This is a genomic window from Caballeronia sp. LZ001 (genome assembly GCF_031450875.1).
Lineage (GTDB): Bacteria > Pseudomonadota > Gammaproteobacteria > Burkholderiales > Burkholderiaceae > Caballeronia.
In genome coordinates this window covers 3,089,549-3,111,561 of the sequence record NZ_JARTVX010000004.1, presented here as the reverse complement: position 1 = coordinate 3,111,561, position 22,013 = coordinate 3,089,549, and the positions used below count along the sequence as shown (strand labels likewise).

The window sequence follows — 22,013 nt, the reverse complement described above, 5'->3', positions numbered from 1 at the left end:
GTTTCGCGACGCCGCGCGCACGCACTTTTCTACGCCGTGGCAAGCGCCGGACGCAGTTTCGGCGCGCCCGCCATGTTCGGCAGCGCGGTCAGATCGACCAGCATGCGTTCGACAATGGAAGCCTGAGGCAACACGGTGCCGAAGAAGCGGGTCGTCACCGAGTCCTCGATGAGAATGGTCGGGAAATTCTCGACATCGAGGTCATCGAAACGGTCCGCGTGATTTTCGATATCGATCCACGCGAAGCAGATTTCCGGGTGCGCCGCCGCCAGTTTGTCGAAACCTTCGCGATATTCGCGGCAGGTTCCGCACCATTCGGCGCACAGACAGGCGACGAACAAGGTGCCGGGCACGGCGATGCGCTCGGCGATCTCATCGGCATCGGTATCGAGATTCAGCGCGGACATGGCGTTTCTGGCGTCCTTTCGTCTGGGGTTTGGCGTCGTACTCATTTTTCGCGAATGTAGCACGACGCCACTTCACGAGCGTTCGAGCGCCGTCACGCGTCCGCCCGGCAAGGCCGCGATCAAGCCCGATAATTCGAGTTGCAGCAGGGCGCTTTGCAGCGCGGCTCCGTCGAGATCGGTGCGGGCAGCGAGATTTTCAAGCGTCGCGGGTGCATGGCCGAGCGCGGCGAGCACGCGGGCGGCCTCGTCGGTCTCGGGTTTTCCGGGCAGACGCGCCGAAGCCCACGAGGCGTTTGCCGGAGCCGGTGCCTTGCCGCGCTTTTTGCGAGGTGTGGCGGGAAAGCCGAATTCCTCCAGCACGTCTTCCGGCGTTTCCACGAGCTTCGCGCCCTGCTTGATGATGCGATGACAACCCTGCGACAGCGGCGCGTGGATCGAACCGGGCATGGCGAAAACATCGCGGCCCATTTCGTTGGCAAGCCGCGCGGTGATGAGCGAGCCGGAGCGCATTGCCGCCTCGACGATCAAAACGCCCTGCACCAGGCCCGCGATGAGCCGGTTGCGCTGCGGGAAGTTGGCGGAGCGCGCGGGCGTGCCGAGCGGCCATTCGGACACGATCACGCCATCGCGGGCGATTTCGTGCGCGAGCTGATGATGCAGCGACGGATACACCAGATCCGCGCCCGTCCCGATGACGGCGATAGTGCCTGTGGCGCCGTCCAGCGCACCCCGATGCGCCGCGCCATCGATGCCGAGCGCGAGCCCCGACGCGACGGCAAGCCCGGCGTCCGAGAGCGCGCGCGCGAACCGGCGCGCGTCTTCGAGTCCTTGCGGCGTGGCGTTCCGGCTGCCGACAATCGCCACCGCGCGCGCTTGCAGCAAGTCGGTTCGCCCTTTCGCGTACAAGAGCGCGGGCGGATCGGGCATGGTGAGGAGCGCTTGCGGATACGCGGTATCGGCGAAAGTGAGAATGTGATTGCCGGGTTCGGCGGCCCATTCCAGCACGCGTTCAATATAGTTGCCGAATGGCACGCCTTCGACTTCGGCGGGCGGCGCGAGCGCGGCGGTCGCGGCATCGGTGTTGGTGACTTCGGCGAGCGAGGCGAAACTTTCGGCTAGAACGTTCTTCGGTCCGCCAAACGCGCTCAAGAGCTCGCGCAGGGCGGCGGGACGCAGTCCCTTTGCATGCGTGAGCCGCAGCCAGGCGGAAAGTTCGTCGAGGTCCGTGGTGAGCGCTTCCGGTTGAGGCTCGGTCGGCGGTAAGGCGGTCGTCATGTTAAGATTTTTGGTCCCGGAACGTAATTAAGAAGTGTCGCCCGCCCGTGTGTTCAGGCCGAGCGACGCCGGTTGGCCGCTTGCCGGCGGCGTTGAATCCAGCGGATTCACCTGCATATCTTCGGCATGCCGCCATCCACCCGCAACCTGGCCGAATGGCCGACTTCACACGCGTCGCGGCGCGCGTAGATAATCCGAATCATGGCTCTGCTCAAGATACTGAACTACCCGGACAAGCGGCTGCACAAGGTGGCGAAGCCCGTCGCCGTCGTGGACGACCGCATTCGCAAGCTCGTCGCTGACATGGCCGAAACCATGTACGCGGCGCCCGGCGTCGGTCTCGCCGCGACTCAGGTGGACGTGCACGAGCGGGTAATCGTCATCGACGTATCGGATGCGCACGACGAACTGCTCGTCTTCATCAACCCGGAGATCGTCTGGGCGAGCGAGGTCAAGAAAGAGTGGGAAGAAGGCTGCCTCTCGGTGCCGGGCATCTACGACTTCGTCGAACGGCCGGACAAGGTGCGCGTGAAGGCGCTCAACGAGAAAGGCGAAAGCTACGAACTGGACTGCGATGGCCTGCTTGCCGTGTGCATCCAGCATGAGATGGATCATCTGGCGGGTCACGTGTTCGTCGAATATCTCTCGACGCTCAAGCAGACGCGCATTCGCGGCAAGATGAAGAAGCTCGAAAAGGCGCTGTAACGCGCTTATGTTGTCTCAAGGGTAGTAACAATCGATGACTCAATCGCTGCGTGTCGTTTTCGCCGGTACGCCGGAATTTGCCGCCGCCGCGCTCGCGGCTATCCACGCGGCCGGATTTCCCGTGCCGCTGGTTCTGACGCAGCCCGACCGGCCTGCTGGCCGTGGCATGAAGCTGACCGCCAGCCCCGTCAAGCGTTTTGCCGTCGAACACGGGCTAACGGTCGCTCAGCCCACGTCGCTCAGGCGCGCGGGGAAGTATCCGCAAGAAGCCGCCGATGCCATCGAGTTGCTGCGCGCCACGCCGCACGACGTGATGGTGGTCGCCGCCTACGGGCTCATCCTGCCGCAGGAAGTGCTCGACATTCCGCCGCGCGGCGCCATCAACATCCACGCTTCGTTGTTGCCGCGCTGGCGCGGCGCCGCGCCGATCCATCGCGCGATCGAAGCGGGCGACGCCGAATCGGGCATTACGCTCATGCAAATGGACGCGGGCCTCGACACCGGCGCGATGATCCGCGAGGGCCGCACGGCTATTGGCGCGGACGACACCACCGCCACGCTGCACGACCGCCTTGCGAAACTTGGCGCGGATCTGATCGTCGCGGCTCTTCGCGACCTCGAACGCGACGGCGCGCTGCCATCGACACCGCAGCCTGACGACGGCACGACCTACGCACAGAAGATCGCCAAGAACGAGGCCGCGCTCGACTGGCGGCGTCCGGCGGAAACGCTTGCGCGTCAGGTGCGCGCGTTCGACCCGTTCCCCGGCGCGTTCGGCACGCTCGATGGCGTCGCGATCAAGATCTGGTCCGCGCAGCCGGTGAGCGGCGAGTGGCAAGCCGATCCGGGCACCATCGTGGATGTGTCGGCGGAAGGAATCGTCGTGGCCTGCGGAACGGGCGCGCTCAGGCTCACGCAGTTGCAAAAGCCCGGTGGCAAGCGCCTGCCCGTGCGCGAGTTTCTCGCGGGCGCGCCGCTTGCCCGAGGTCAGCGTTTCGCGCTGCAAGAAACCGATCCGGACGCTTGACCCAGGCTTGAAGCACGCGCGACGGACATGTAACGCATGCGTCGCGCGGCGCTAGAATCGTGAATCTTCAACACGCGCACGCTTGGAGTTTCCGATGCTCGGCATTACCGGTTTTGCCTTCTTTCTCGTCGCCGTCTTTCTGCTGAATGTCACGCCCGGCCCCGATACCGCCTATATCGTCGGGCGCAGCGTCGCGCAGGGACGCGGCGCGGGAATCGTATCCGCGCTCGGCATCTCGGCGGGCTGCATCGTTCACACGCTCGCGTGCGCATTCGGATTGACGGCGATTCTCGCGGCATCGGCCACGGCGTTCACCGTCGTCAAGATCGCTGGCGCGATCTACCTGATTTATCTCGGCGTGCGGCTCATTCTCACGAAGCACGACAAGGCCGTAGACGCTCACGCAGCACGAACCAGCGCGCAAGCCGCGCCAAAATCGCTGCATCAATTGTTCGCGCAAGGCTTCGTCACGAACGTGCTGAATCCGAAAGTCGTGCTGTTTTTCGTCTCGTTCTTTCCTCAATTCGTCGCGGCGGACAGCCAGCACAAGACGCTCGCGTTTCTCACACTCGGACTCGTGTTTATCGCCATGAGCACGGTCTGGAACAGCTTCGTTGCGTGGATCGCGGGCAGCGTCACCGAACGTTTTTCGGGCAAACCGGGGATGAAAAAGTGGCTGGATCGCGGTGTGGGCACGGCGTTCGTCGGCCTGGGACTGAAGCTCGCGACGTCACATCGCTGAACGCAACAACCCGATTGAATTTTTCGCGGACGCCCCTATCTAACGATTTGCTTACAATGAGCGTCCTGGCCAGTGTGGCCGGGACCATCGCGCAAATTGCGCACCGTATTAGGGATAGGAGTTCCTGACATGTTCAACTGGGTCAAAACCGCGATGCTGATGGCTGCGATCACGGCCCTCTTCGTTGTGATCGGCGGGATGATCGGCGGGTCGAAGGGAATGATGCTCGCGCTCGTCGTCGCGCTCGGCATGAATTTCTTTTCGTATTGGTTCTCGGACAAGATGGTCCTGCGCATGTACAACGCGCAGGAGGTCGACGAAACCACTGCGCCGCAGTTTTATCGCATGGTGCGCGACCTGGCCACGCGCGCTCAGTTGCCAATGCCGCGTGTCTACCTCATCAACGAAGACGCGCCGAACGCGTTTGCAACCGGTCGCAATCCGGAACACGCGGCCGTCGCGGCGACCACCGGCATCCTGCGCGTGCTGTCCGAGCGCGAAATGCGCGGCGTGATGGCGCACGAACTGGCGCACGTGAAGCATCGCGACATTCTCATCTCGACCATTTCGGCGACGATGGCCGGTGCAATCTCCGCGCTCGCTAACTTCGCCATGTTCTTCGGTGGCCGCGATGACGAAGGGCGCCCGTCGAACCCGATTGCGAGCATCGCGGTGGCTATCCTCGCGCCTATTGCGGGCGCGTTGATCCAGATGGCCATTTCTCGCGCGCGTGAATTCGAGGCGGATCGCGGCGGCGCGGAGATTTCCGGCGATCCACAAGCGCTCGCCAGCGCGCTCGAGAAAATCCACGCGTACGCGTCCGGCGTGCCGTTCCCCACGGCGGAAGCGCACCCGGCCACGGCGCAGATGATGATCATGAATCCGCTGTCGGGCGGCAGCATCGCGAACTGGTTCTCGACGCACCCGGCGACGGAAGAACGCGTCGCGCGCTTGATGGAAATGGCGCGCACCGGGCGCATGTAATCCGGGGCGTCGTCACGACGCGTAACACCGAAGGCCGTTCCAGTCTCGCTGGCGCGGCCTTTTTCCTTTTGTGGTGCGAAACGCGCAAGCACCGGGCCACGAAGCCTTGCACGTTACAATCGTCGTTCGAATCGATGTTCACACGAAGTCGCACGACCTTACACATGACCGACAAGCCTTCCCGGCGACTTTCCACCGCGCCGCACTCGGCGCGCGGAGCGACTCATTTGAGCGCGCTGCATCTTGCTCCCGATTCCCTTGCGTTCGCGCTCGACGGCGCGGCGCAGGCGGTCGGCGCCGTGCGCGCGGGATCGGCGTTGCCGGCCGCCTTGCAGACGGTTGTCGCCGCGGGCAGGCAGCCGGCGGCGCGGGGCGCGATTCAGGACATTGCGTATCGCGCGATGCGCCGTCTCGCACTTGCCGATGCGCTTTTGCATAAGCTCGTCCGCAAGGCGCCGCCGCCGCACGTGACCAACGTGCTGGTCTGCGCGTTCACGCTGCTCACCGACGACGAAGCGCACGCGGCCTACGCGCCGTTCACCGTCGTCGATCAGGCGGTGACCGCCATCGCCACGCGCCGCGAGTTTGCTTTCGCGAAGGGCCTCGTCAACGCCGTGCTGCGCGGCTTTCTGCGCGAACGCGATGCGCTCCTCGAAGAAGCGCGTGTGAGCGAAGTCGCGCGCTGGAATTACCCGCAATGGTGGATCGACGCCGTGAAGCGCGGTCAGCCGGACGCGTGGCAAGAGATTCTCGATGCGGGCAACGTGCAGGCGCCGCTCACGCTGCGTGTGAGCGCGCGTCACGCCACCGTCGATGCCTATCTCGAACGCTTGCGGCAGGAACATATCCAAGCGGAAGCCGCCGGCCTGCACGCGGTGCGCCTTGAAACACCGCTGCCGGTCGAGCGTATTCCGGGCTTCGCGGATGGCGTCGTCTCCGTGCAGGACGCGGGCGCGCAACTCGCGGCACAAGCGCTCGACGCGCGTGACGGCATGCGCGTGCTCGACGCGTGCGCCGCGCCTGGCGGCAAGACCGGTCATATCCTCGAACTCGCGAATGTCGAACTCATCGCGCTGGAAAGCGATGCGACTCGCGCGGGACGTATCGGCGAAAATCTCGCGCGCCTCAAGCTGCACGCCGAGATTTGCGTGGGCGATGCCGGCGATCCTTCGCAATGGTTCGATGGCGCGCCGTTCGATCGCATTCTCGCGGACGTGCCGTGTTCGGCCTCGGGCATCGTGCGGCGTCATCCGGACATCCGCTGGTTGCGGCGGCCCTCGGACATCGTGACGCTCGTCGAAGAACAGCGGCGCATTCTAACGGCGCTCTGGCCGCTCGTCGCCAAGGGTGGCGAGTTGCTCTACGTGACTTGCTCGATCTTTCCCGAAGAAGGCGAAGAGCAGGCCCGCTGGTTTGGAAGCACGCATGAAGATGCGGTACGATTGGACGCGCCGGGCCAGTTGCTGCCGACCAGGGCGCGTGCCGGTGCGGGCGCGGGCGCGGCAAACGGGTCACGGGACAGTACACAAGTGGCCGGCCAGCCATCGAACGGGAACGCGGAAGCTGCATCGAGTTACCGCGCGGACCACGACGGATTCTTCTACGCGCGCTTTCAGAAACGGTGACGATCAAACGCCTTTTTCCGCTTCGGCTCGCGCTCGTCGTCTGGACCGCGCTGACGTTCTGCCTGTATTTCGCGGCAGCGGATTCCGCCTTCGCCGAAACCATTTCCGTGCAGCGGGCTTCGTTGCAGTCGGACAATAACGGCTGGAATCTCGATGCCCATTTCGACTTCGACCTCAACAGCAGCCTCGAAGAAGCCGTGAACCGCAGCGTGCCGCTCTATTTCACCATCGACTTCAACTTGTCCCGGCCGCGCTGGTACTGGTTCGACGAGGAGCCGGTGAATGTTTCGCAGAGCATCCGGCTGTCTTATCAGCCGTTGACCAATGAATATCGCGTGTCGACCGGCGGCCTGCAATTGCGCTTTGCATCGCTCAACGAAGCCATGGCGGTGATCAAGCACGTGACATCGTGGCATGTCTTCGACCGCAATCAGGTGCATCCCGGCGAAACCTATAACGCATCGGTGCGCATGCAACTCGACATCGCGCTGATGCCCAAGCCGTTCCAGATCGACGCGGTGAACAACCGCGACTGGAACCTTTCATCGGACTGGAAGCGTTTTACTTTTACGGCGGCAGAACGTGCGAAATAGATTTCGACGCGGCCGCACGGACATGAAAAGTCTCGTCGTCCGGTTGCTGGTCTCGACAGTGGCGGTCACGGCGGTTCTGCTGCTCGTGATGCTCGCGCTCGCCAGCGCCAATACCGAATTCTTCGACCGCTATTACGGCTGGCTCTACGCGGCGAACGTGGCGATTGCGCTCATCTTCATGCTGATCGTGATCAGCCTCACGGCGATCATCGTGGCGCGCGTGCGGCAGGGCCGCTTCGGCACGCGGCTACTGGCCAAGCTCGCGTTGATCTTCGCGCTGGTCGGCGTGCTGCCGGGCGCGATCATCTACGTCGTGTCGTATCAGTTCGTGTCGCGCAGTATCGAATCTTGGTTCGACGTGAACGTCGAGACCGCGCTCACGTCGGGTCTCACGCTCGGGCGCGGCATGTTGCAGACATCGCTCGCCGACTTCAAGGCGCGCGGCCGGCAAATGAGCGATCAGCTTGCTAGCGCGGATCAGTCGAGTCTCACGCTTTCGCTCCTGCGGTTGCGCGATCAATACAACATTCAAGACGCAGTCGTGTTCGAGCGTCCGCGCGATCAGTACAACCGCGAGGATTTGTCCGCGAATAACGGCACGCAGCGCGTGTCGGGATTGCGCACTATCGCGCAGGCCTCGGGCAACTACTATTCGCTGTTGCCGACGAACGAGCCGACCGGCTCGATGCTGAAGGAGGCGCAAGATCATCCATATGGCGCAATAGAAGGCGAGATCGACGGCGATCCATCGTCCACCGGGCCAAAAGGCGCGTTGCGATTGCGGGTGATCACGAAGATCCCCGATCCCACGACGACCACGGAGTTTCAGCACGTCGATCGGTTCCTGCAGATCGAGCAGCCGGTGAGTCAGGAACTCGCGCGCAACGCGGATGCCGTGCAGCGCGCGTATCGTGAATATCAGGAAAAGCGGCTGGGGCGCACGGGCTTGCGCAAGATGTATATCGGCACGCTGACGCTCGCGCTCTTTCTCGCCACGTTCATCGCGATGATGCTCGCGCTCGCGCTTGGCAATCAGCTCGCGCGACCGCTGTTTCTGCTCGCGCAAGGCACGAAGGAGGTGGCCGAAGGCGACTACACGCCAAAACGCGAGATCAATTCGCGCGATGAACTCGGCTTTCTCACGCAGTCGTTCAACGCGATGACGCGGCAGCTTTCCGAGGCGCGCGCGGCGGTGGAGAACAACCGCATCGCGCTGGAGCATTCGAAGGCGTATCTGGAAAGCATTCTCGCGAATCTCACGGCGGGCGTGTTCGTGTTCGACCGGCAGTTTCGGCTCACCACTGTCAATCGCGGCGCGGAACGCATCTTCCGGCAGCGCTTTATCGGCTTGCTGAATCAGCCGCTCGATCAGATCGATGCCCTCGGCGAGTTCGGCGCGATGGTCAAGAAAGCCTTCGCCGAACGCGATGCCGCCGCTGTCGGCAGCGGTCATCCCATTGGCGATCGCGGACACTGGCAGCAGCAAGTCGCGGTGACGGTGCCTGGCGAGAACGAGCCGCTCACCTTGCTCGTGCGCGGCACGCAGTTGCTGAGCGCCACCGACGCCGACTCCGACGACGCGGAAACCACCGGCTATGTCGTCGTGTTCGACGATATCTCCGACGTGATTTCCGCACAGCGTTCCGTGGCTTGGGGCGAAGTGGCGCGGCGCCTTGCGCATGAGATCAAGAATCCGCTCACGCCCATTCAGCTTTCCGCCGAACGTCTGCAAATGAAGCTCGCGGACAAACTTGCCGCGCCGGACGCCGAAGTGCTGAGGCGCGCATCGACGACCATCGTCAATCAGGTGCAGGCGATGAAGCAGATGGTCGACGATTTCCGCGAATACGCGCGCACGCCGCCGGCCGTCCTCGGTAATCTGCAATTGAACGAATTGGTCGCCGAAGTGCTGACCTTGTATGGCATCGAGGAAGGCAAGAGCGCGATCAAGGTGGACCTCACGAAACTGCCGGTAATTCGCGGCGATGCCACGCAGATAAGACAGGTGATTCACAACCTGTTGCAGAACGCGCAGGACGCCGTGGCCGATGTCGCGGAGCCGCGCGTGCTTCTCGAAACGAGAACAGTAGAATATGGCGAGCCTGACGCATCGGGCCATGCGCGTGTCGCGGTACGGCTCACGGTGTCGGACAACGGTTCGGGCTTCCCGGCGCGCATCTTGTCACGCGCTTTCGAGCCGTACGTCACGACGAAAGCAAAGGGCACGGGACTAGGACTTGCAACGGTGAAGAAGATCGTCGACGAGCACGGCGCGCGCATCGACATTCGCAATCGGTCGAAGAACGCGGATGTCATCGAGGGCGCGCAGATATCGATTCTGTTTCTTCAACTCGCGGACGATACCGCCGCTCCCGGCGCGACGACGCGGGGAACGGGCACGGCAGCGAATCACGGAACGACAAAAGCAACAGTGCAGACAAGGGCAGCTTAAATGGCGACCATCCTGGTAGTAGACGATGAAATGGGGATCCGGGAACTGCTCTCCGAGATCCTGAGCGACGAAGGCCACGTGGTGGACGTGGCGGAGAACGCGCAACACGCGCGCGACTACCGCTTGCAGCAGACGCCCGACCTCGTGCTGCTCGACATCTGGATGCCCGACACCGACGGCGTAACGCTGCTGAAGGAGTGGGCCGCGCAGGGCAAGCTCACGATGCCGGTGATCATGATGTCGGGGCACGCGACCATCGACACGGCCGTCGAAGCGACGAAGATCGGCGCGCTCAATTTTCTCGAGAAGCCGATCGCGTTGCAGAAACTGCTGAAGGCGGTCGAGCAGGGCCTGGCGCATGGAAGCGCGGCGCCCGCGGTCGTGTCATCGACCAAGCCGCTGACGAGCGCGGGGGCATCCGGCGTGCCGGTGGCCGCTGCGCTGCCGAGCGCGTCGGCGTTGAACGCCACACCCGGCGACGCGGCTTCGGGCGGGGCATCGCCGAACGCGGGACAGACGGCATCGATCTCGTTCGATATTCCCTTGCGCGACGCCCGCGATGCTTTCGAGCGCGCGTACTTCGAATATCACCTCGCGCGCGAGAACGGCAGCATGACGCGCGTCGCCGAAAAGACAGGGCTCGAACGTACGCACTTGTACCGCAAGCTCAAGCAATTGGGTGTCGATCTCGGAAAGAACAAGAACGACGTTTGACCCGCGGCATCGAGCCGATTGCGTCGAATTAGAGAAAAATTCGGCTCAAGGCTTGAGCCTCGTGCATCACTCTGATATAGTCTCACTTCTCCGATGGCCCGGTAGCTCAGTTGGTAGAGCAGCGGATTGAAAATCCGCGTGTCGATGGTTCGATTCCGTCCCAGGCCACCAGAATTAAGAAGCCCGAGAGTGTCATCACTCTCGGGCTTTTTCTTTTGCGGCCGGGCTTTTGTCAGGCTCGGTATCTGCACGAAACAAGCGAAAAAAGCGGACAGGCGTTTGATTTGCCTGTCCGCTTTTTTTTGCTTCTTGCGGCCCCGACTGCGAGCCGCTTGGAAGAACATCTTTACTTCGGGTTTGCCGTGACGAAGTTCTTGAATGCCGTGTAAGCCGCCTTCACCGTCTTGCCGTCGTTCTTGATCAGACCGTAAGCACCTTCGCCGCCCGCCGGATCGTCGTACAGTTCGTACGTCTGGATAGCCTGAATGTTGTACTTCGTCGCCACCGAGACGAACTGCGCCATCATCTTGTTGCCAACGAGGTACGACGCGATCTGTTGATCCGTGCCCATGTTCGGACGCACGCCGAATTCGTTGATCCAGATCGGCTTGCCCATTGCCTGCAGCGTCGCGAGGATGTCGTGGCAGCCCGTGCCGCCGCATGCGTTCGTGATGTCGCCCTGGTCCGAGTACCAGTGCCATGCGGTGACGTCCCAGCTCACAACAGGGTGACCCGTCGTGCCGTCCGGCTGCGTGCCGGCCGCGAGCATCTGGTCGAAGCCGTAGTGCATCCATGCGCCGCCGCCCATGATGATCTTGCCCGCCGTATCCACCGACTTCACGCCGGCGATCATGCCGCGGATCACGCCACGCGCAATCTGGAACTTCTTGTTGTCGAAGTGCTGGGGATAGACGCCATCCACGTTGCCCGTAAGGCAGTCCGCTTCGAGTTCGTTGCTGACTTCATAGTACGGATACTTGTTCGCGGCGGCCGTTTGCTGGCCGAGCGCGAAGCCTGCGTTATAAGCATCGGTTTCGCTGTTGAAGTCGATACCCATCAGCATCACCGGATACACGGTCACGCCGCCTGCCGCCATCGTCTTCGCAATGCCCGCGAGCTTGGTCGCCGCAGCCTGGCTATAGACCTCGTTGCGGTACAGCTTCACGCCGAGATCCTGCAGTTGCGACAGTTGCAGCGCGGGGCTGGAAATGTCGTATGCGCCGCCTTCGTTATTGTGGCCGTTCGCGCCGTAGAAGATCTTGGTGGTGGTCGGCGTGGCAGGCGTCGTGGCCTTCGTGTTCGACACCGTCACGCTGACGTTTTGCACCGAGCGCACGCTGTTCGATGCATTCGCCGCCGTGATCTGCCACGTATGCACGCCGTTGACCTGACGCGTGGTATCGACGGTCGTCGAGAATGCGCCGCTTGCGGGCACGGCATCGCGCGCTACCTTGTTGCCCGTCGTCATGTCGACGACAGAAACCGTGGTCCATTTCGATCCGGTCGTGCCTTTCACGGTCACGGTGCCGGTCGCGGTTGCGTTGACCGTCGGCGCCGTCACGACGAATGCCGATGTGTTGCGCTTCGAGGCTTCCGCGGTCGATGCGAGGTCGAAGGCGTCGTTGCCGGCTCCGCCGCACGCGGTGAGCAGCACGCTGGCGACGATCGTGGCGGCAATCAAACTTGCCTTGGGAGCGGTGAAGGCGAAACGGGCAGGGGTATGGGTCGAATTCTTCATATTATTAGTTAGTGTTACTAATGATGTGTTGTGCGTCGGCTAAGAAAATGAGTGCGTTGACCAAAGCGCCGGAAGTGAATCGGCAAATCGGTTACGGACCTGCGTCCCGCTTAACCCTGCGGATGGGTGCCGGGAGCGAGTTCATTCGGATGCCGAATGAAATTGCCCCGAAGGGTGGGCAGATCAGTCCAACGGCAATGCCGGACGCTGCCAAACAGCCGGACCAGCGCCGGTCGTCCACACGTTTCGAGCGCCTGGAGCGATTGCGGCGTATTAACCTATGGACCGGCACGAAGAAAAAGCCACGCGCTTGCTGCGTTTAAACGTTTGCGCGTTGAATTCGCCTTCAGGCGCGAATTCTGGTGAAGCGGAACTTGTTACTTAACGCAAACCGTCTTTCTAGACGATTACCTAGAATTACGGCTCCTCGGCGCGGACCTTTAGCTTTTATAGACAGTTTTGCCGATTTCATTTTGGCCAATAAGTATATATTTCCGAATTAGAGTGTGTCGCACGCAGTTGCGACGAATAACCGGGAGGTCATCCACGATCGCGTAGGTGGAAAAGATGATTCATTCAAGTGACGGCATTTCATCAAAGACGAATGACCTTCAGTCGCGTGGTGGTATCTCCAACAACCAGAATTCGGTGCGTATCGCCGGCCTTTACCGATAATCCGTGCTGAATCTTCGAAGCGTTTTGGGTGACTCTTCGCTCGACGCAGCCAGCCTAACGATCGGCAAACAATCGCGCTGCGTGATAAAATCCGCATCGAATTAAGGACTTGCCTGTCCTCGGACCGCAGGTCCTTTTTGTTTTTCGACGTTGTGGCTCACAGGTGCGGCCGGTCAAAAGCGTGCGAATTCTGGCGACGCCTTCGTATATGGGACATAAGAGTCGCCGCACGTGGGGAAAGGGTCGTCGGCCTATACTGAAACGTCGGGGTAAAAGCATGTCTCTCTTACCGACCGGCGACATGGCCCGCAGGCCAATCTCAAACACGGAGTTTCACGGTGACTCGTACAGACGCTAAGGACAGCGCGCTCGTGCTGTTTTCCGGCGGACAGGACTCGGCCACATGCCTTGCCTGGGCGCTCGAACGCTATAAGACCGTCGAGACGCTGGGTTTCGACTACGGTCAGCGGCATCGCGTCGAACTCGAGTGTCGTGACGGTTTTCGCGCCGCCGTGCTGCGCGAATTTCCGCATTGGGCTGAGCGGCTCGGCGAAGACCACACAATCGATCTATCGGTTCTCGGCGCCATCAGCGATACCGCGATGACACGCGAAATCGAGATTCAGTCGACCGCAAGCGGCCTGCCGAACACCTTCGTGCCCGGACGCAATCTGTTGTTCATGACGATCGCGGCGGCGGTGGCGTATCGGCGCGGATTGAAAGTTCTCGTCGGCGGCATGTGCGAGACGGATTTCTCCGGTTATCCCGATTGCCGTGACGACACCATGAAAGCGCTGCAAGTGGCGCTCAATCTCGGCATGGAGACGCGTTACGCGCTGGAAACGCCGCTGATGTGGCTCGACAAGGCCGACACGTGGCGTCTGGCTGAAACGCTCGGCGGCGACGCGCTCGTCGAATTGATCCGCGTCGAAACGCACACGTGCTATGTAGGCGAGCGCGCCGAGCTACACGACTGGGGCTTCGGCTGCGGCCAATGCCCGGCGTGCAAGCTGCGCAAACGCGGTTACGAGGCATACCGCGCGGGCGAGCAAGTCACTATCGCGCCGGTTTGAACTTCAATTGATCACAGAGCAGTCATGACGTACGCAGTGAAGGAAATCTTCTACACGTTGCAGGGCGAGGGCGCGAACGCCGGGCGTCCGGCCGTGTTTTGCCGCTTTGCCGGCTGCAATCTGTGGTCGGGTCGCGAGCAGGATCGCGCTGAAGCCGTCTGCCAGTTCTGCGATACCGACTTCGTCGGCACCGATGGCGAGAACGGCGGCAAATACCGCACGCCCGCCGAACTCGTCGCGATGATCGCCTCGCTCTGGCCCGAAGGCGAGGCGAACAAGTTCGTCGTCTGCACGGGCGGCGAACCGATGCTGCAAATCGACCAGCCTTTCGTCGATGCCCTTCACGGCGCCGGCTTCGAAATGGCTATCGAAACGAATGGCTCGCTGCCGGTACTCGACAGCATCGACTGGATTTGCGTGAGTCCGAAAGCCGACGCACCGCTCGTCGTGACCAAGGGCCATGAGCTGAAGGTCGTCGTGCCGCAGGACAACCAGCGCCTCGCCGATTACGAAAAGCTCGATTTCGAGTACTTCCTCGTCCAGCCAATGGACGGCCCGTCGCGCGACATGAACACGAAGCTCGCGGTCGACTGGTGCAAGCGGCATCCCAAGTGGCGGCTGTCGATGCAGACGCATAAATATTTGAACATTCCCTGACAGACGGTCCCGCCGACGTGCAGACGATTACCCGAAAACTCGAATTCGATGCGGGCCACCGCATCCCCGATCACCGCAGTCAGTGCCGCAATTTGCACGGGCATCGTTACGTGCTCGAAATCACGCTGCAAGGCGATCTCGTGGATGTCGAAGGCGCGCCCGATCGCGGCATGGTCATGGACTTCGCGGATGTAAAGTCGCTCGCCATGGAGCATCTCGTCAACAAGTGGGATCACGCTTTCATCGTCTACGAAGGCGACGTGAAAGTACGCGATTTCTTGCAGTCGATGGCCGATCACAAGACCGTCGTGTTCGACCGCATTCCGACGGTCGAGAATATGGCGGCGGTCGCGTTCAAGATTCTCGCGGAAGTCTACGACGCGCATTACGGCGTCAATCTCAAGCTCAAGCGCCTTCGCTTGTACGAAACGCCCAATTGTTGGGCCGACGTGGAACACGCCTGACGCATCCGGCGGCGCGGCCCACGCCTGCGTCGCCGTCACGGTATCATCGCTCGTTGAATCGCCCGTCTTCCGCGGCGACACAAACGGAGCGCGAGTAATGCCGTCATTCCTTCCGCCGTTTTTCCGCTTCTCGAAGCGCGCCCAACTCCCAGGAGCCGCGCAATGAGCACCTTCACGAATCCCCTCAAGCAACGTCTCGCCGAACCCGGCGCGCTCTTCGGCCTGTGGCTGTCGCTCGGCAGCGCCGATGCCGCCGAAGCGCTCGCGCACGCGGGCTTCGACTGGCTGTGTATCGACATGGAGCACTCGCCGAACGATAGCCGCGACGTCGTCGATCAGTTGCGCGCGATCGCGGCGGCGCATCTGCCGAGCGAGCCGATCGTGCGCGTGCCGTTCTCCGATGGCTGGCTCGTCAAGCGCGTGCTCGACGCGGGCGCGCGCACGCTGATGTTCCCCAACGTGCAATCGGCCGGGGATGCCGCGCGCATCGTGCAGCTCACTCAGTATCCGACCGAAGCCCAGCTCGACGGCTTGCGCGGCGTCGCGGGCATGGTGCGCGCGGCTGCGTACGGCATGCGGCGCGACTACGTGACGGGCGCGAACGCGCAGATCGCGACCATCGTGCAGATCGAATCGGTGGCGGCGCTCGAAGCCGTCGACGAGATCGCGGCGACGCCGGGCATAGACTGCCTCTTCATCGGGCCCGCGGATCTCGCGGCAAGCCTCGGCCATCTCGGCGACATGAAGCACCCGGATGTGCAGGCAGCCATCGACAAGGTTGCGGCAGCCGCGAAGCGCGCGGGCATCGCGAGCGGCATTTTCGCGATCGATGTCGCTGGCGCGCGGCAATATGCGCAAGCCGGCATCAACCTGATCGCGCTCGCCGCCGATGTCATGTGGCTCCTGAAGGCGACGCGTCAGGCTTTGCAGGAGGCGAGAGCATGAACACGGCTTGGCGTGGCGGCATCGCTGCGGCCTGTCTGATGTTCGGCGTGGCGTTCGCGGCCAACGCGCAGTCGCAGACGATGCCAAAGCCGACGGACCTCGCGACGCAAAACGCCGTCGCCGATTACAACGCGGGCAATCTCGTCTCAGCGCGTTCGCAGTTCCGTCGCGCCGCGCAAAAGGGCAGCCGCCTCGCCGAATTCAATTACGCGATGATGCTGCTGAACGGCGAAGGCGGTCCCGCCAATGTCCCCGAAGGCAAGAAGTGGTTGCGTAGCGCCGCCGACGCCAACATGTCTCACGCGCAGTTCGTGTACGGCAAGATGTACGACGACGGCCAGTTCGTGGACAAGGACCCGGCGGAAGCGCATCGCTGGTTCTTGCGCGCCGCGAGTCAGGGACACGTGCAGGCGGAACTCGCGCTCGCCAACCAGTTCCTCGATGGACGCGGCACCACGCGCGACAACGAGCAGGCATTCACTTGGTACAAGAAGGCGGCGGAAGGAGGCGACATGACCGCGCAATACGTGGCGGGATCGTTCTACGAACGTGGCGGCGATGGCGTCGAGCGCAATCTCAACGTCGCGCGTGCTTATTACGCGGCGGCCGCCGCGCAAGGCGATCCGGCGGCGAAGCTCAAGTACTTGCAACTGAGCGCGGAGCTGGAAAAGCAAAAGCCGCAGTGAACATAACACTGCGGCTTTTTCGGGACACGGGAATTGAGGCTAGCCTTGCATCAATCGCTTCTGTCGCGCGACGCTCATGATGAGTCCAACAGCGACGCCGAGCGTGGTGAGCGCCGTCCCGCCGTAACTCATGAACGGCAACGGCACGCCGACCACGGGCAGAATTCCGCTCACCATGCCGATATTGACGAACGCGTAGGTGAAGAACGCGAGCGTGAGCGAACCGGCCAATAATCGCCCGAAGAAGGTGGCGCCGTTTGCCGCGATGAACAGACCGCGCGCGATCAGCGCCATATAGAGAAAGAGCAGCACGAGCCCGCCCGCGAGGCCGAATTCCTCGGCGAACACCGCGAAGATGAAGTCCGTGTGCTTTTCGGGGATGAATTCCAGGTGCGCCTGCGTGCCCTTCAGCCAGCCCTTGCCGAGCGTGCCGCCGGAGCCGATGGCAATCACCGCCTGAATGGTGTGAAAGCCTTTGCCGAGCGGGTCTGAAGTCGGATCGAGCAGCGTGCAGATACGATGCTTTTGATAGTCGTGCATCATCGGCCAGTTCACTTCGGGCTGGCAGATGCGGTTCTGGAACACCGCCACGCACGCGATGACGACCACGGCCGCCGCGAGCACCGGCACGATCAGCTTGAAACTGAGTCCGGCGAAATAGATCACGAACATCCCCGCCGCGAACACGAGCACTGCCGTCCCGAGGTCCGGCTGCTTGGCGATCAGCGCAACGGGCAGCAGCAGAATGACGAACCCGGCAACGTAATCCCACCAGCGAATGTTGCCTTCACGCCGTTGGTAATACCACGCGAGCATGAGCGGCATCGCTATCTTCATGATTTCCGACGGCTGGATCACCACGCCGACATTGAGCCAGCGTTTTGCACCCTTGCGCGTGAGCCCGAACGCCGCGACCGCTATCAGCAGCGCCACGCCGACGGTGTACAGCGGGACGGCGAAGCGCATCAGCGTTTGCGGCGGGATATTGGCGAGCACCCACATCAGCCCGAAGGTCAGCATGATGTTGCGCAGTTGGTCTTCCACGCGGCCCGGCATGTCGATACTCGCGCTATACAGGGTCACGATTCCCACGCACAGCAACAAGAAGACGATCAGCGCGAGCGGCTTGTCGAAGCCCGCGAACATGCGCTTTGCGTGCTCTTTCCAGACGTGCTTGTCGAAGGTGAGTTGCATGCCGACCATCCTTTATTCGTCGATACCGCCGGACGGCGCCAGCGTGCGCACGGCGTCGTTCGGGTTGCTGCGGACCATCGTCGGCGTGGGTTCGGCGGGTCGTTTGTTCGGCGCGGGCTTGCGGCCCGGCGCGGACGCGGGCAACGCCGCGGCAGGCGCCGAAGCGACGCGCGCGTTCGCGGCCCGTGCTGAAGACGCCGCCGCTGGCGCCGAAGCGATGCGCGCGTTCGCTGCTTTCGGCGATGATGCAGGCAACGCCGGCGCCGATGCAGCCCGAGCCACCGCCGGATTCGACGCCGCCAGCGGCGAGAACGCCGGCGACGCGTTCACCACCGAGGCCGGCAGCGCCGCCGCGACGGGCGATTGCGTGCCGCCGATCATCGGCAGGCCGGCGTCCGTGGTCGCGGATGCGGCGGCTTCGATCGCGGCCGCCTCGGCGCCAGGCTTCAGGCGATCGACCAGATAATAGTCGAGCACCTTGCGCGCGACCGGCCCCGCCGATTCCGCGCCCCAGCCGCCATTTTCGACGATCAGCGCAAGCGCGATCTTCGGTTGCTCGGCCGGCGCAAACGCGATGAACAACGCGTGGTCGCGCAAATGCTCGGCCGTCGCGTGACCGTGATAGTTCGCGCCCTGCAGCGAGTAAACCTGCGCGGTTCCGGTCTTGCCCGCTGCCTGATAAGCCGCGCCCACGAAGAGCTTCGCGGCCGTACCGTTCGTGATGACGCCTTCCATTGCGCGCTTGATGAAGTCGACGTCTTGCTGGCGCACGGAAATCTTGTCGCTCGGGTCGCGCACCACGACGCGCATGGCCTTCGTCAGCGGATTCTCGATGTCGCGCACCAGGTGCGGCTTCATCACGACGCCGTTATTGGCAAGCGTCGCCGTGGCGTGCGCGAGTTGCAGGATGGTGAACGAGTTGTAGCCCTGCCCGATGCCAAGGCTGATCGTTTCGCCTTCGTACCAGCGTTGCTGCTCCGGCTTGCGATACGCCTTGCGCTTCCATTCCGTCGACGGAAGAATGCCGCGCGCCTCACCCGAAATGTCGATCCCGGTAATTTGGCCGAATCCCCACGGCTTCATGAAGCCGGCCATCGCGTTCACGCCGAGGTCGCGCGCGAGCATGTAGAAGTACGTGTCGTTCGACACGACGATCGCGCGATTCATGTCCACCCAGCCCTGACCCGAGCGCACGTCGTTGCGGAACGTGTGACCGCCGAACGTGAAGAAGCCGGGGTCCTGAAAGCCCCAGCCGGGCGTGCGCTTGTGCAGCGTGAGCGCGGCGAGCGCCATGAACGGCTTATAGGTCGAGCCCGGCGGATACGTGCCATGCAGCGGACGATTCAGCAACGGATGATCGGGCGAGTTGTTGAGCGCGTCCCACGTCTGCTGATCGATACCATCGACGAAGGAATTCGGATCGAAGCTCGGCGCGGACACGAACGCGAGCACGTCGCCCGTCGATGGCTCGATTGCCACGAGCGCGCCGCGCTTGCCCGCGAATGCTTGCTCGGCGACCTGCTGCAGCCCGATATCGAGCGACAACACGAGGTTGTTGCCGGGCGTCGCCTGCGTGCGCGACATCGTGCGGACCGGGCGGCCGCCCGCCGTGACTTCGACTTCCTCAAAACCTGTCAGACCATGCAGCTCGGTTTCGTAACTCTGCTCGACCCCGATCTTGCCGACGTAATCCGTGCCCTTGTAGTTGTTGGCGTCGAGACGCGGATCGTAGTGATCGGAGGCTTCGTCGTTGGCGTCGCTCGCGTCGTCGATACGCTCCTGATCGCGCTGCGAAATTCGCCCGATATAGCCGATGACGTGCGCGGCCGTCATGCCGAGCGGATATTGCCGGAAGAGCCGCGCGCGCACTTCGACGCCCGGAAAGCGGTAATGCTGTGCGGTGAACTTGGCGACTTCGTCGTCGGTGAGACGCGTGCGGATTGGCAGGCTTTCGAAGTTCTTCGAGTCTTCCAGCAGCTTCTTGAAACGCCGGCGATCGCGTGAATCGATAGGAATGACTTGCGAGAGTGCGTCGATGGTGTCGTCGAGCGACGCGGTGATCTTGGACGGCGTGATTTCGAGCGTGTAAGCGGAATAGTTCTTCGCCAGCACCACGCCGTTGCGATCGGTGATGATGCCGCGGTTCGGCACGATCGGCGCCACGGAGATGCGGTTCTCGTTTGCCTGCAACGAGTATTTGCTGAAGTTCCAGACCTGCAGATAGAGGAAACGCAGGCCGATCAAACCGAAGCAGACGAACACGAACATTCCCGCCGCCGCGACGCGCAGGCGGAATCTGGACAACTGTTGCTCGGTGTTCTTTATTTCGGTCATGCAGCTTTCGCGGTGGGTCGCGATTCAAGTGTAGTCCGCGCGCGTTCGCATCGGGGGCGGCACGCGCGCGGTGGCGCTCAGATCGGGCGCGTATCGTCGGGATCGGCGGCGCGTCGTTGCGGTATCAGCAGCAGAAAACTCGTGACCGGCCAGAGCGCGGCTTCGACAAATCCGTTGACGAGATAACTCCAGCCGGGAAACGCGGCGCCCGTCATCAGGCGGATCACGAACGGCACGAGATGCGCGCCCACCAGAAGCGGCGCGACGACGAAGGTTTGTACAGGCAGGGACATCCACAGGACACGCCTGTGAATGGTAATCGCGCCATAAGACAACAAGGTATAAGCCAGCGCATGTTCGCCGAGCAAATTCGCGTTATGCACGTCCATCAACAGCCCAAGCAGAAACGCGATGCCCATGCCCACCTTGCGCGGTTGATGGACGTTCCAGAACAGCAGCACGAGCGCGACGAAATCCGGTATGCCGATAAGCCGGCCCCAAGGCACCAGATTCAGCAGAAACGCTGCAGCGAGGCTGAAGGTGATGAAGTACGGATTGACCGGCTGAAGAATGTATTGCGGGCGGTTCATTGCGCGGCCCTCGCGGATGCGGGCTTAGGCATATGCGCTTTTCGCGATGGCCGGGCGGTAGCGGCCGAGGCGGCTTTCGGCGCGGCAGGTTTCGCGCCGGGCTTTTCCACGGCAGCGGGAGCGGATACCGGAGCGGCAGCCGACGCGGCCGACGTCGCCGATGCGCCGCTTGCACCTTCGGCGGAGACCGTAGCCTTCGCGATAGGCTTCTTCTTGCCCTTGTTCTCTTTCGCTTCCTTTGCAGCGGCGGCGGCTTCGACTTCGATCGGATTCGGCGGCACGTTCACGTTGTAATGCAGCACGAGCAACTGACGCGCGCCGCGAACAGCGGCAATAGGCACGCAGACGACGCGCGCGAATGCCGTATCCGCCTGCTTGTCGACGCGCAACACTTTGGCCACCGCGAGTCCCGGCGGATAGATGCCATCGAGACCGCTCGTCACGAGCTCGTCGCCAGCTTGGACGTCGGCGCTGATCGGCACGAAGCGCAGGTCGAGCGTGTCGCCTTTCGGCGTGCCGTAGATCACGCTGCGCAAACCCGTGCGCGCGATCTGCACCGGCACCGCTTGATCTTTGTCCGTCAGCAGCGTGACTTCCGATTGCAACGGAAACACGCGCGTGACTTGACCGATCACGCCGTCTTCTGTCACGACGGGCGCGCCATCCTGGATGTTTTGCTGCGAACCCTTGCCGATCACGACTTTCTGCGTGAAAGGATCGCGCGTGTCGTATTGGATTTCGACGGGCGTGGTTTGCGTCGTCGCGCGCGATTGCAGATTCAGCAATGCACGCAGATGCGCGTTCTCAGCCGAAAGCTGAGAGGCATCGCCCGCCTTGACGGACAGGTCCAGATTCTTGTCGGAGAGCTTGCGGTTCTCGCTGCGCAAGGTGGCGCTCGTAACCGCGAGGTCGGCCGCGCCCATGAAGATGTCGCGCGGCACGAGCGCCGCGCGTTGCAGCGGATAGAGGCCGGCGCCGAGCATGCCGCGCGCAATTTCCAGCGTATTGAACCGCGCATCCGAAACGAGCAATGCGATGGCGAGCACCACAAAGAAGATCAGTCGCGCGAGCGCGGAAGGGCCTTGCTTGAAAAGTGGCGGCGGACTGTATTCCATGGTCGGCGCCGAGGGCGT

At 62.7% G+C, this 22,013-nt stretch carries 20 protein-coding genes and 1 tRNA gene; 14 read left to right on the top strand and 7 right to left on the bottom strand.

The features are described 5' to 3' along the window. Nucleotides 1-29: 29 nt before the first annotated feature. Together P9292_RS25440 and dprA are read right to left on the bottom strand one after the other, a co-directional pair. The gene (locus tag P9292_RS25440; protein ID WP_250491640.1) at nt 30-407 is read right to left on the bottom strand and encodes a thioredoxin family protein; all 378 of its coding nucleotides are present in this window, start codon (nt 405-407) and stop codon (nt 30-32) included. Between the two features lie 72 nt (nt 408-479). Beyond that, the gene (gene dprA / locus P9292_RS25435; RefSeq protein ID WP_309961813.1) at nt 480-1,682 is read right to left on the bottom strand and encodes a DNA-processing protein DprA; all 1,203 of its coding nucleotides are present in this window, start codon (nt 1,680-1,682) and stop codon (nt 480-482) included. Nucleotides 1,683-1,883: 201 nt separating this feature from the next. Between dprA and def the strand changes: the two genes are divergently transcribed. The 9 genes from def to P9292_RS25390 all read left to right on the top strand — a co-directional run bounded on the left by def (nt 1,884) and on the right by P9292_RS25390 (nt 10,695). Then, nucleotides 1,884-2,387 carry a peptide deformylase gene (gene def, locus P9292_RS25430; protein ID WP_244826728.1) on the top strand — a complete coding sequence of 168 codons (504 nt, stop codon included), beginning with the start codon at nt 1,884-1,886 and terminating at the stop codon, nt 2,385-2,387. A gap of 34 nt (nt 2,388-2,421) precedes the next feature. Continuing rightward, complete coding sequence (gene fmt, locus P9292_RS25425; RefSeq protein WP_309961811.1) at nt 2,422-3,414, top strand: methionyl-tRNA formyltransferase; 993 nt, start codon at nt 2,422-2,424, stop codon at nt 3,412-3,414. 94 nt (nt 3,415-3,508) lie between these two features. Then, nucleotides 3,509-4,156: a LysE family translocator gene (locus tag P9292_RS25420; RefSeq protein WP_250462559.1), complete on the top strand. Its 648-nt coding sequence runs from the start codon at nt 3,509-3,511 to the stop codon at nt 4,154-4,156. A 129-nt stretch (nt 4,157-4,285) separates the two neighbouring features. Then, nucleotides 4,286-5,140: a zinc metalloprotease HtpX gene (gene htpX, locus P9292_RS25415; protein WP_244826731.1), complete on the top strand. Its 855-nt coding sequence runs from the start codon at nt 4,286-4,288 to the stop codon at nt 5,138-5,140. A 164-nt stretch (nt 5,141-5,304) separates the two neighbouring features. Continuing rightward, nucleotides 5,305-6,765, top strand: coding sequence for a 16S rRNA (cytosine(967)-C(5))-methyltransferase RsmB (rsmB, locus tag P9292_RS25410; RefSeq protein WP_309961808.1), 1,461 nt, complete (start codon nt 5,305-5,307; stop codon nt 6,763-6,765). Beyond that, complete coding sequence (locus P9292_RS25405; RefSeq protein ID WP_250462564.1) at nt 6,762-7,358, top strand: DUF4390 domain-containing protein; 597 nt, start codon at nt 6,762-6,764, stop codon at nt 7,356-7,358. The genes rsmB and P9292_RS25405 overlap by 4 nt, the downstream gene beginning before the upstream one ends. A 22-nt stretch (nt 7,359-7,380) precedes the next feature. Next, complete coding sequence (locus P9292_RS25400; RefSeq protein ID WP_284502940.1) at nt 7,381-9,810, top strand: PAS domain-containing sensor histidine kinase; 2,430 nt, start codon at nt 7,381-7,383, stop codon at nt 9,808-9,810. Then, nucleotides 9,811-10,524, top strand: coding sequence for a response regulator transcription factor EsaR (esaR, locus tag P9292_RS25395; RefSeq protein ID WP_250462569.1), 714 nt, complete (start codon nt 9,811-9,813; stop codon nt 10,522-10,524). A gap of 95 nt (nt 10,525-10,619) precedes the next feature. Beyond that, nucleotides 10,620-10,695 (top strand) — tRNA-Phe (locus P9292_RS25390). A gap of 175 nt (nt 10,696-10,870) precedes the next feature. Here P9292_RS25390 and P9292_RS25385 read toward each other — a convergent pair. Beyond that, nucleotides 10,871-11,782 carry a lipopolysaccharide biosynthesis protein gene (locus P9292_RS25385; protein WP_250508730.1) on the bottom strand — a complete coding sequence of 304 codons (912 nt, stop codon included), beginning with the start codon at nt 11,780-11,782 and terminating at the stop codon, nt 10,871-10,873. A gap of 1,493 nt (nt 11,783-13,275) precedes the next feature. On the opposite strand from P9292_RS25385, the gene queC reads away from it, so the two are divergent. From queC to P9292_RS25360, 5 genes are all read left to right on the top strand, one after another. Then, nucleotides 13,276-14,010, top strand: a complete 735-nt coding sequence (gene queC / locus P9292_RS25380) for a 7-cyano-7-deazaguanine synthase QueC (protein ID WP_309961806.1) — start codon at nt 13,276-13,278, stop codon at nt 14,008-14,010. A 24-nt stretch (nt 14,011-14,034) separates the two neighbouring features. Next, nucleotides 14,035-14,667, top strand: a complete 633-nt coding sequence (queE, locus tag P9292_RS25375; protein WP_250525267.1) for a 7-carboxy-7-deazaguanine synthase — start codon at nt 14,035-14,037, stop codon at nt 14,665-14,667. Nucleotides 14,668-14,684: 17 nt separating this feature from the next. Continuing rightward, entirely contained in the window at nt 14,685-15,131 is a 447-nt protein-coding gene (gene queD, locus P9292_RS25370; protein ID WP_244826738.1) for a 6-carboxytetrahydropterin synthase QueD, read from the top strand. A 162-nt stretch (nt 15,132-15,293) separates the two neighbouring features. After that, the gene (locus tag P9292_RS25365; RefSeq protein WP_309961805.1) at nt 15,294-16,076 is read left to right on the top strand and encodes an aldolase/citrate lyase family protein; all 783 of its coding nucleotides are present in this window, start codon (nt 15,294-15,296) and stop codon (nt 16,074-16,076) included. Beyond that, complete coding sequence (locus P9292_RS25360; protein WP_250508443.1) at nt 16,073-16,762, top strand: tetratricopeptide repeat protein; 690 nt, start codon at nt 16,073-16,075, stop codon at nt 16,760-16,762. The genes P9292_RS25365 and P9292_RS25360 overlap by 4 nt, the downstream gene beginning before the upstream one ends. 39 nt (nt 16,763-16,801) lie before the next feature. On the opposite strand, the gene rodA is transcribed toward P9292_RS25360, so the two are convergent. The 4 genes from rodA to mreC all read right to left on the bottom strand — a co-directional run bounded on the left by rodA (nt 16,802) and on the right by mreC (nt 21,995). Further along, entirely contained in the window at nt 16,802-17,956 is a 1,155-nt protein-coding gene (gene rodA, locus P9292_RS25355; RefSeq protein ID WP_244826741.1) for a rod shape-determining protein RodA, read from the bottom strand. A gap of 12 nt (nt 17,957-17,968) precedes the next feature. Beyond that, on the bottom strand, nt 17,969-20,290 hold the full coding sequence (gene mrdA / locus P9292_RS25350) for a penicillin-binding protein 2 (protein WP_309961804.1): 2,322 nt from the start codon (nt 20,288-20,290) through the stop codon (nt 17,969-17,971). Nucleotides 20,291-20,367: 77 nt separating this feature from the next. Further along, a complete protein-coding gene (gene mreD, locus P9292_RS25345; protein ID WP_244826743.1) occupies nt 20,368-20,880 on the bottom strand; it encodes a rod shape-determining protein MreD in 513 nt (170 codons plus the stop codon). Further along, the gene (gene mreC / locus P9292_RS25340) at nt 20,877-21,995 is read right to left on the bottom strand and encodes a rod shape-determining protein MreC (RefSeq protein ID WP_250491651.1); all 1,119 of its coding nucleotides are present in this window, start codon (nt 21,993-21,995) and stop codon (nt 20,877-20,879) included. The genes mreD and mreC overlap by 4 nt, the downstream gene beginning before the upstream one ends. Between the last annotated feature and the right edge of the window lie 18 nt (nt 21,996-22,013).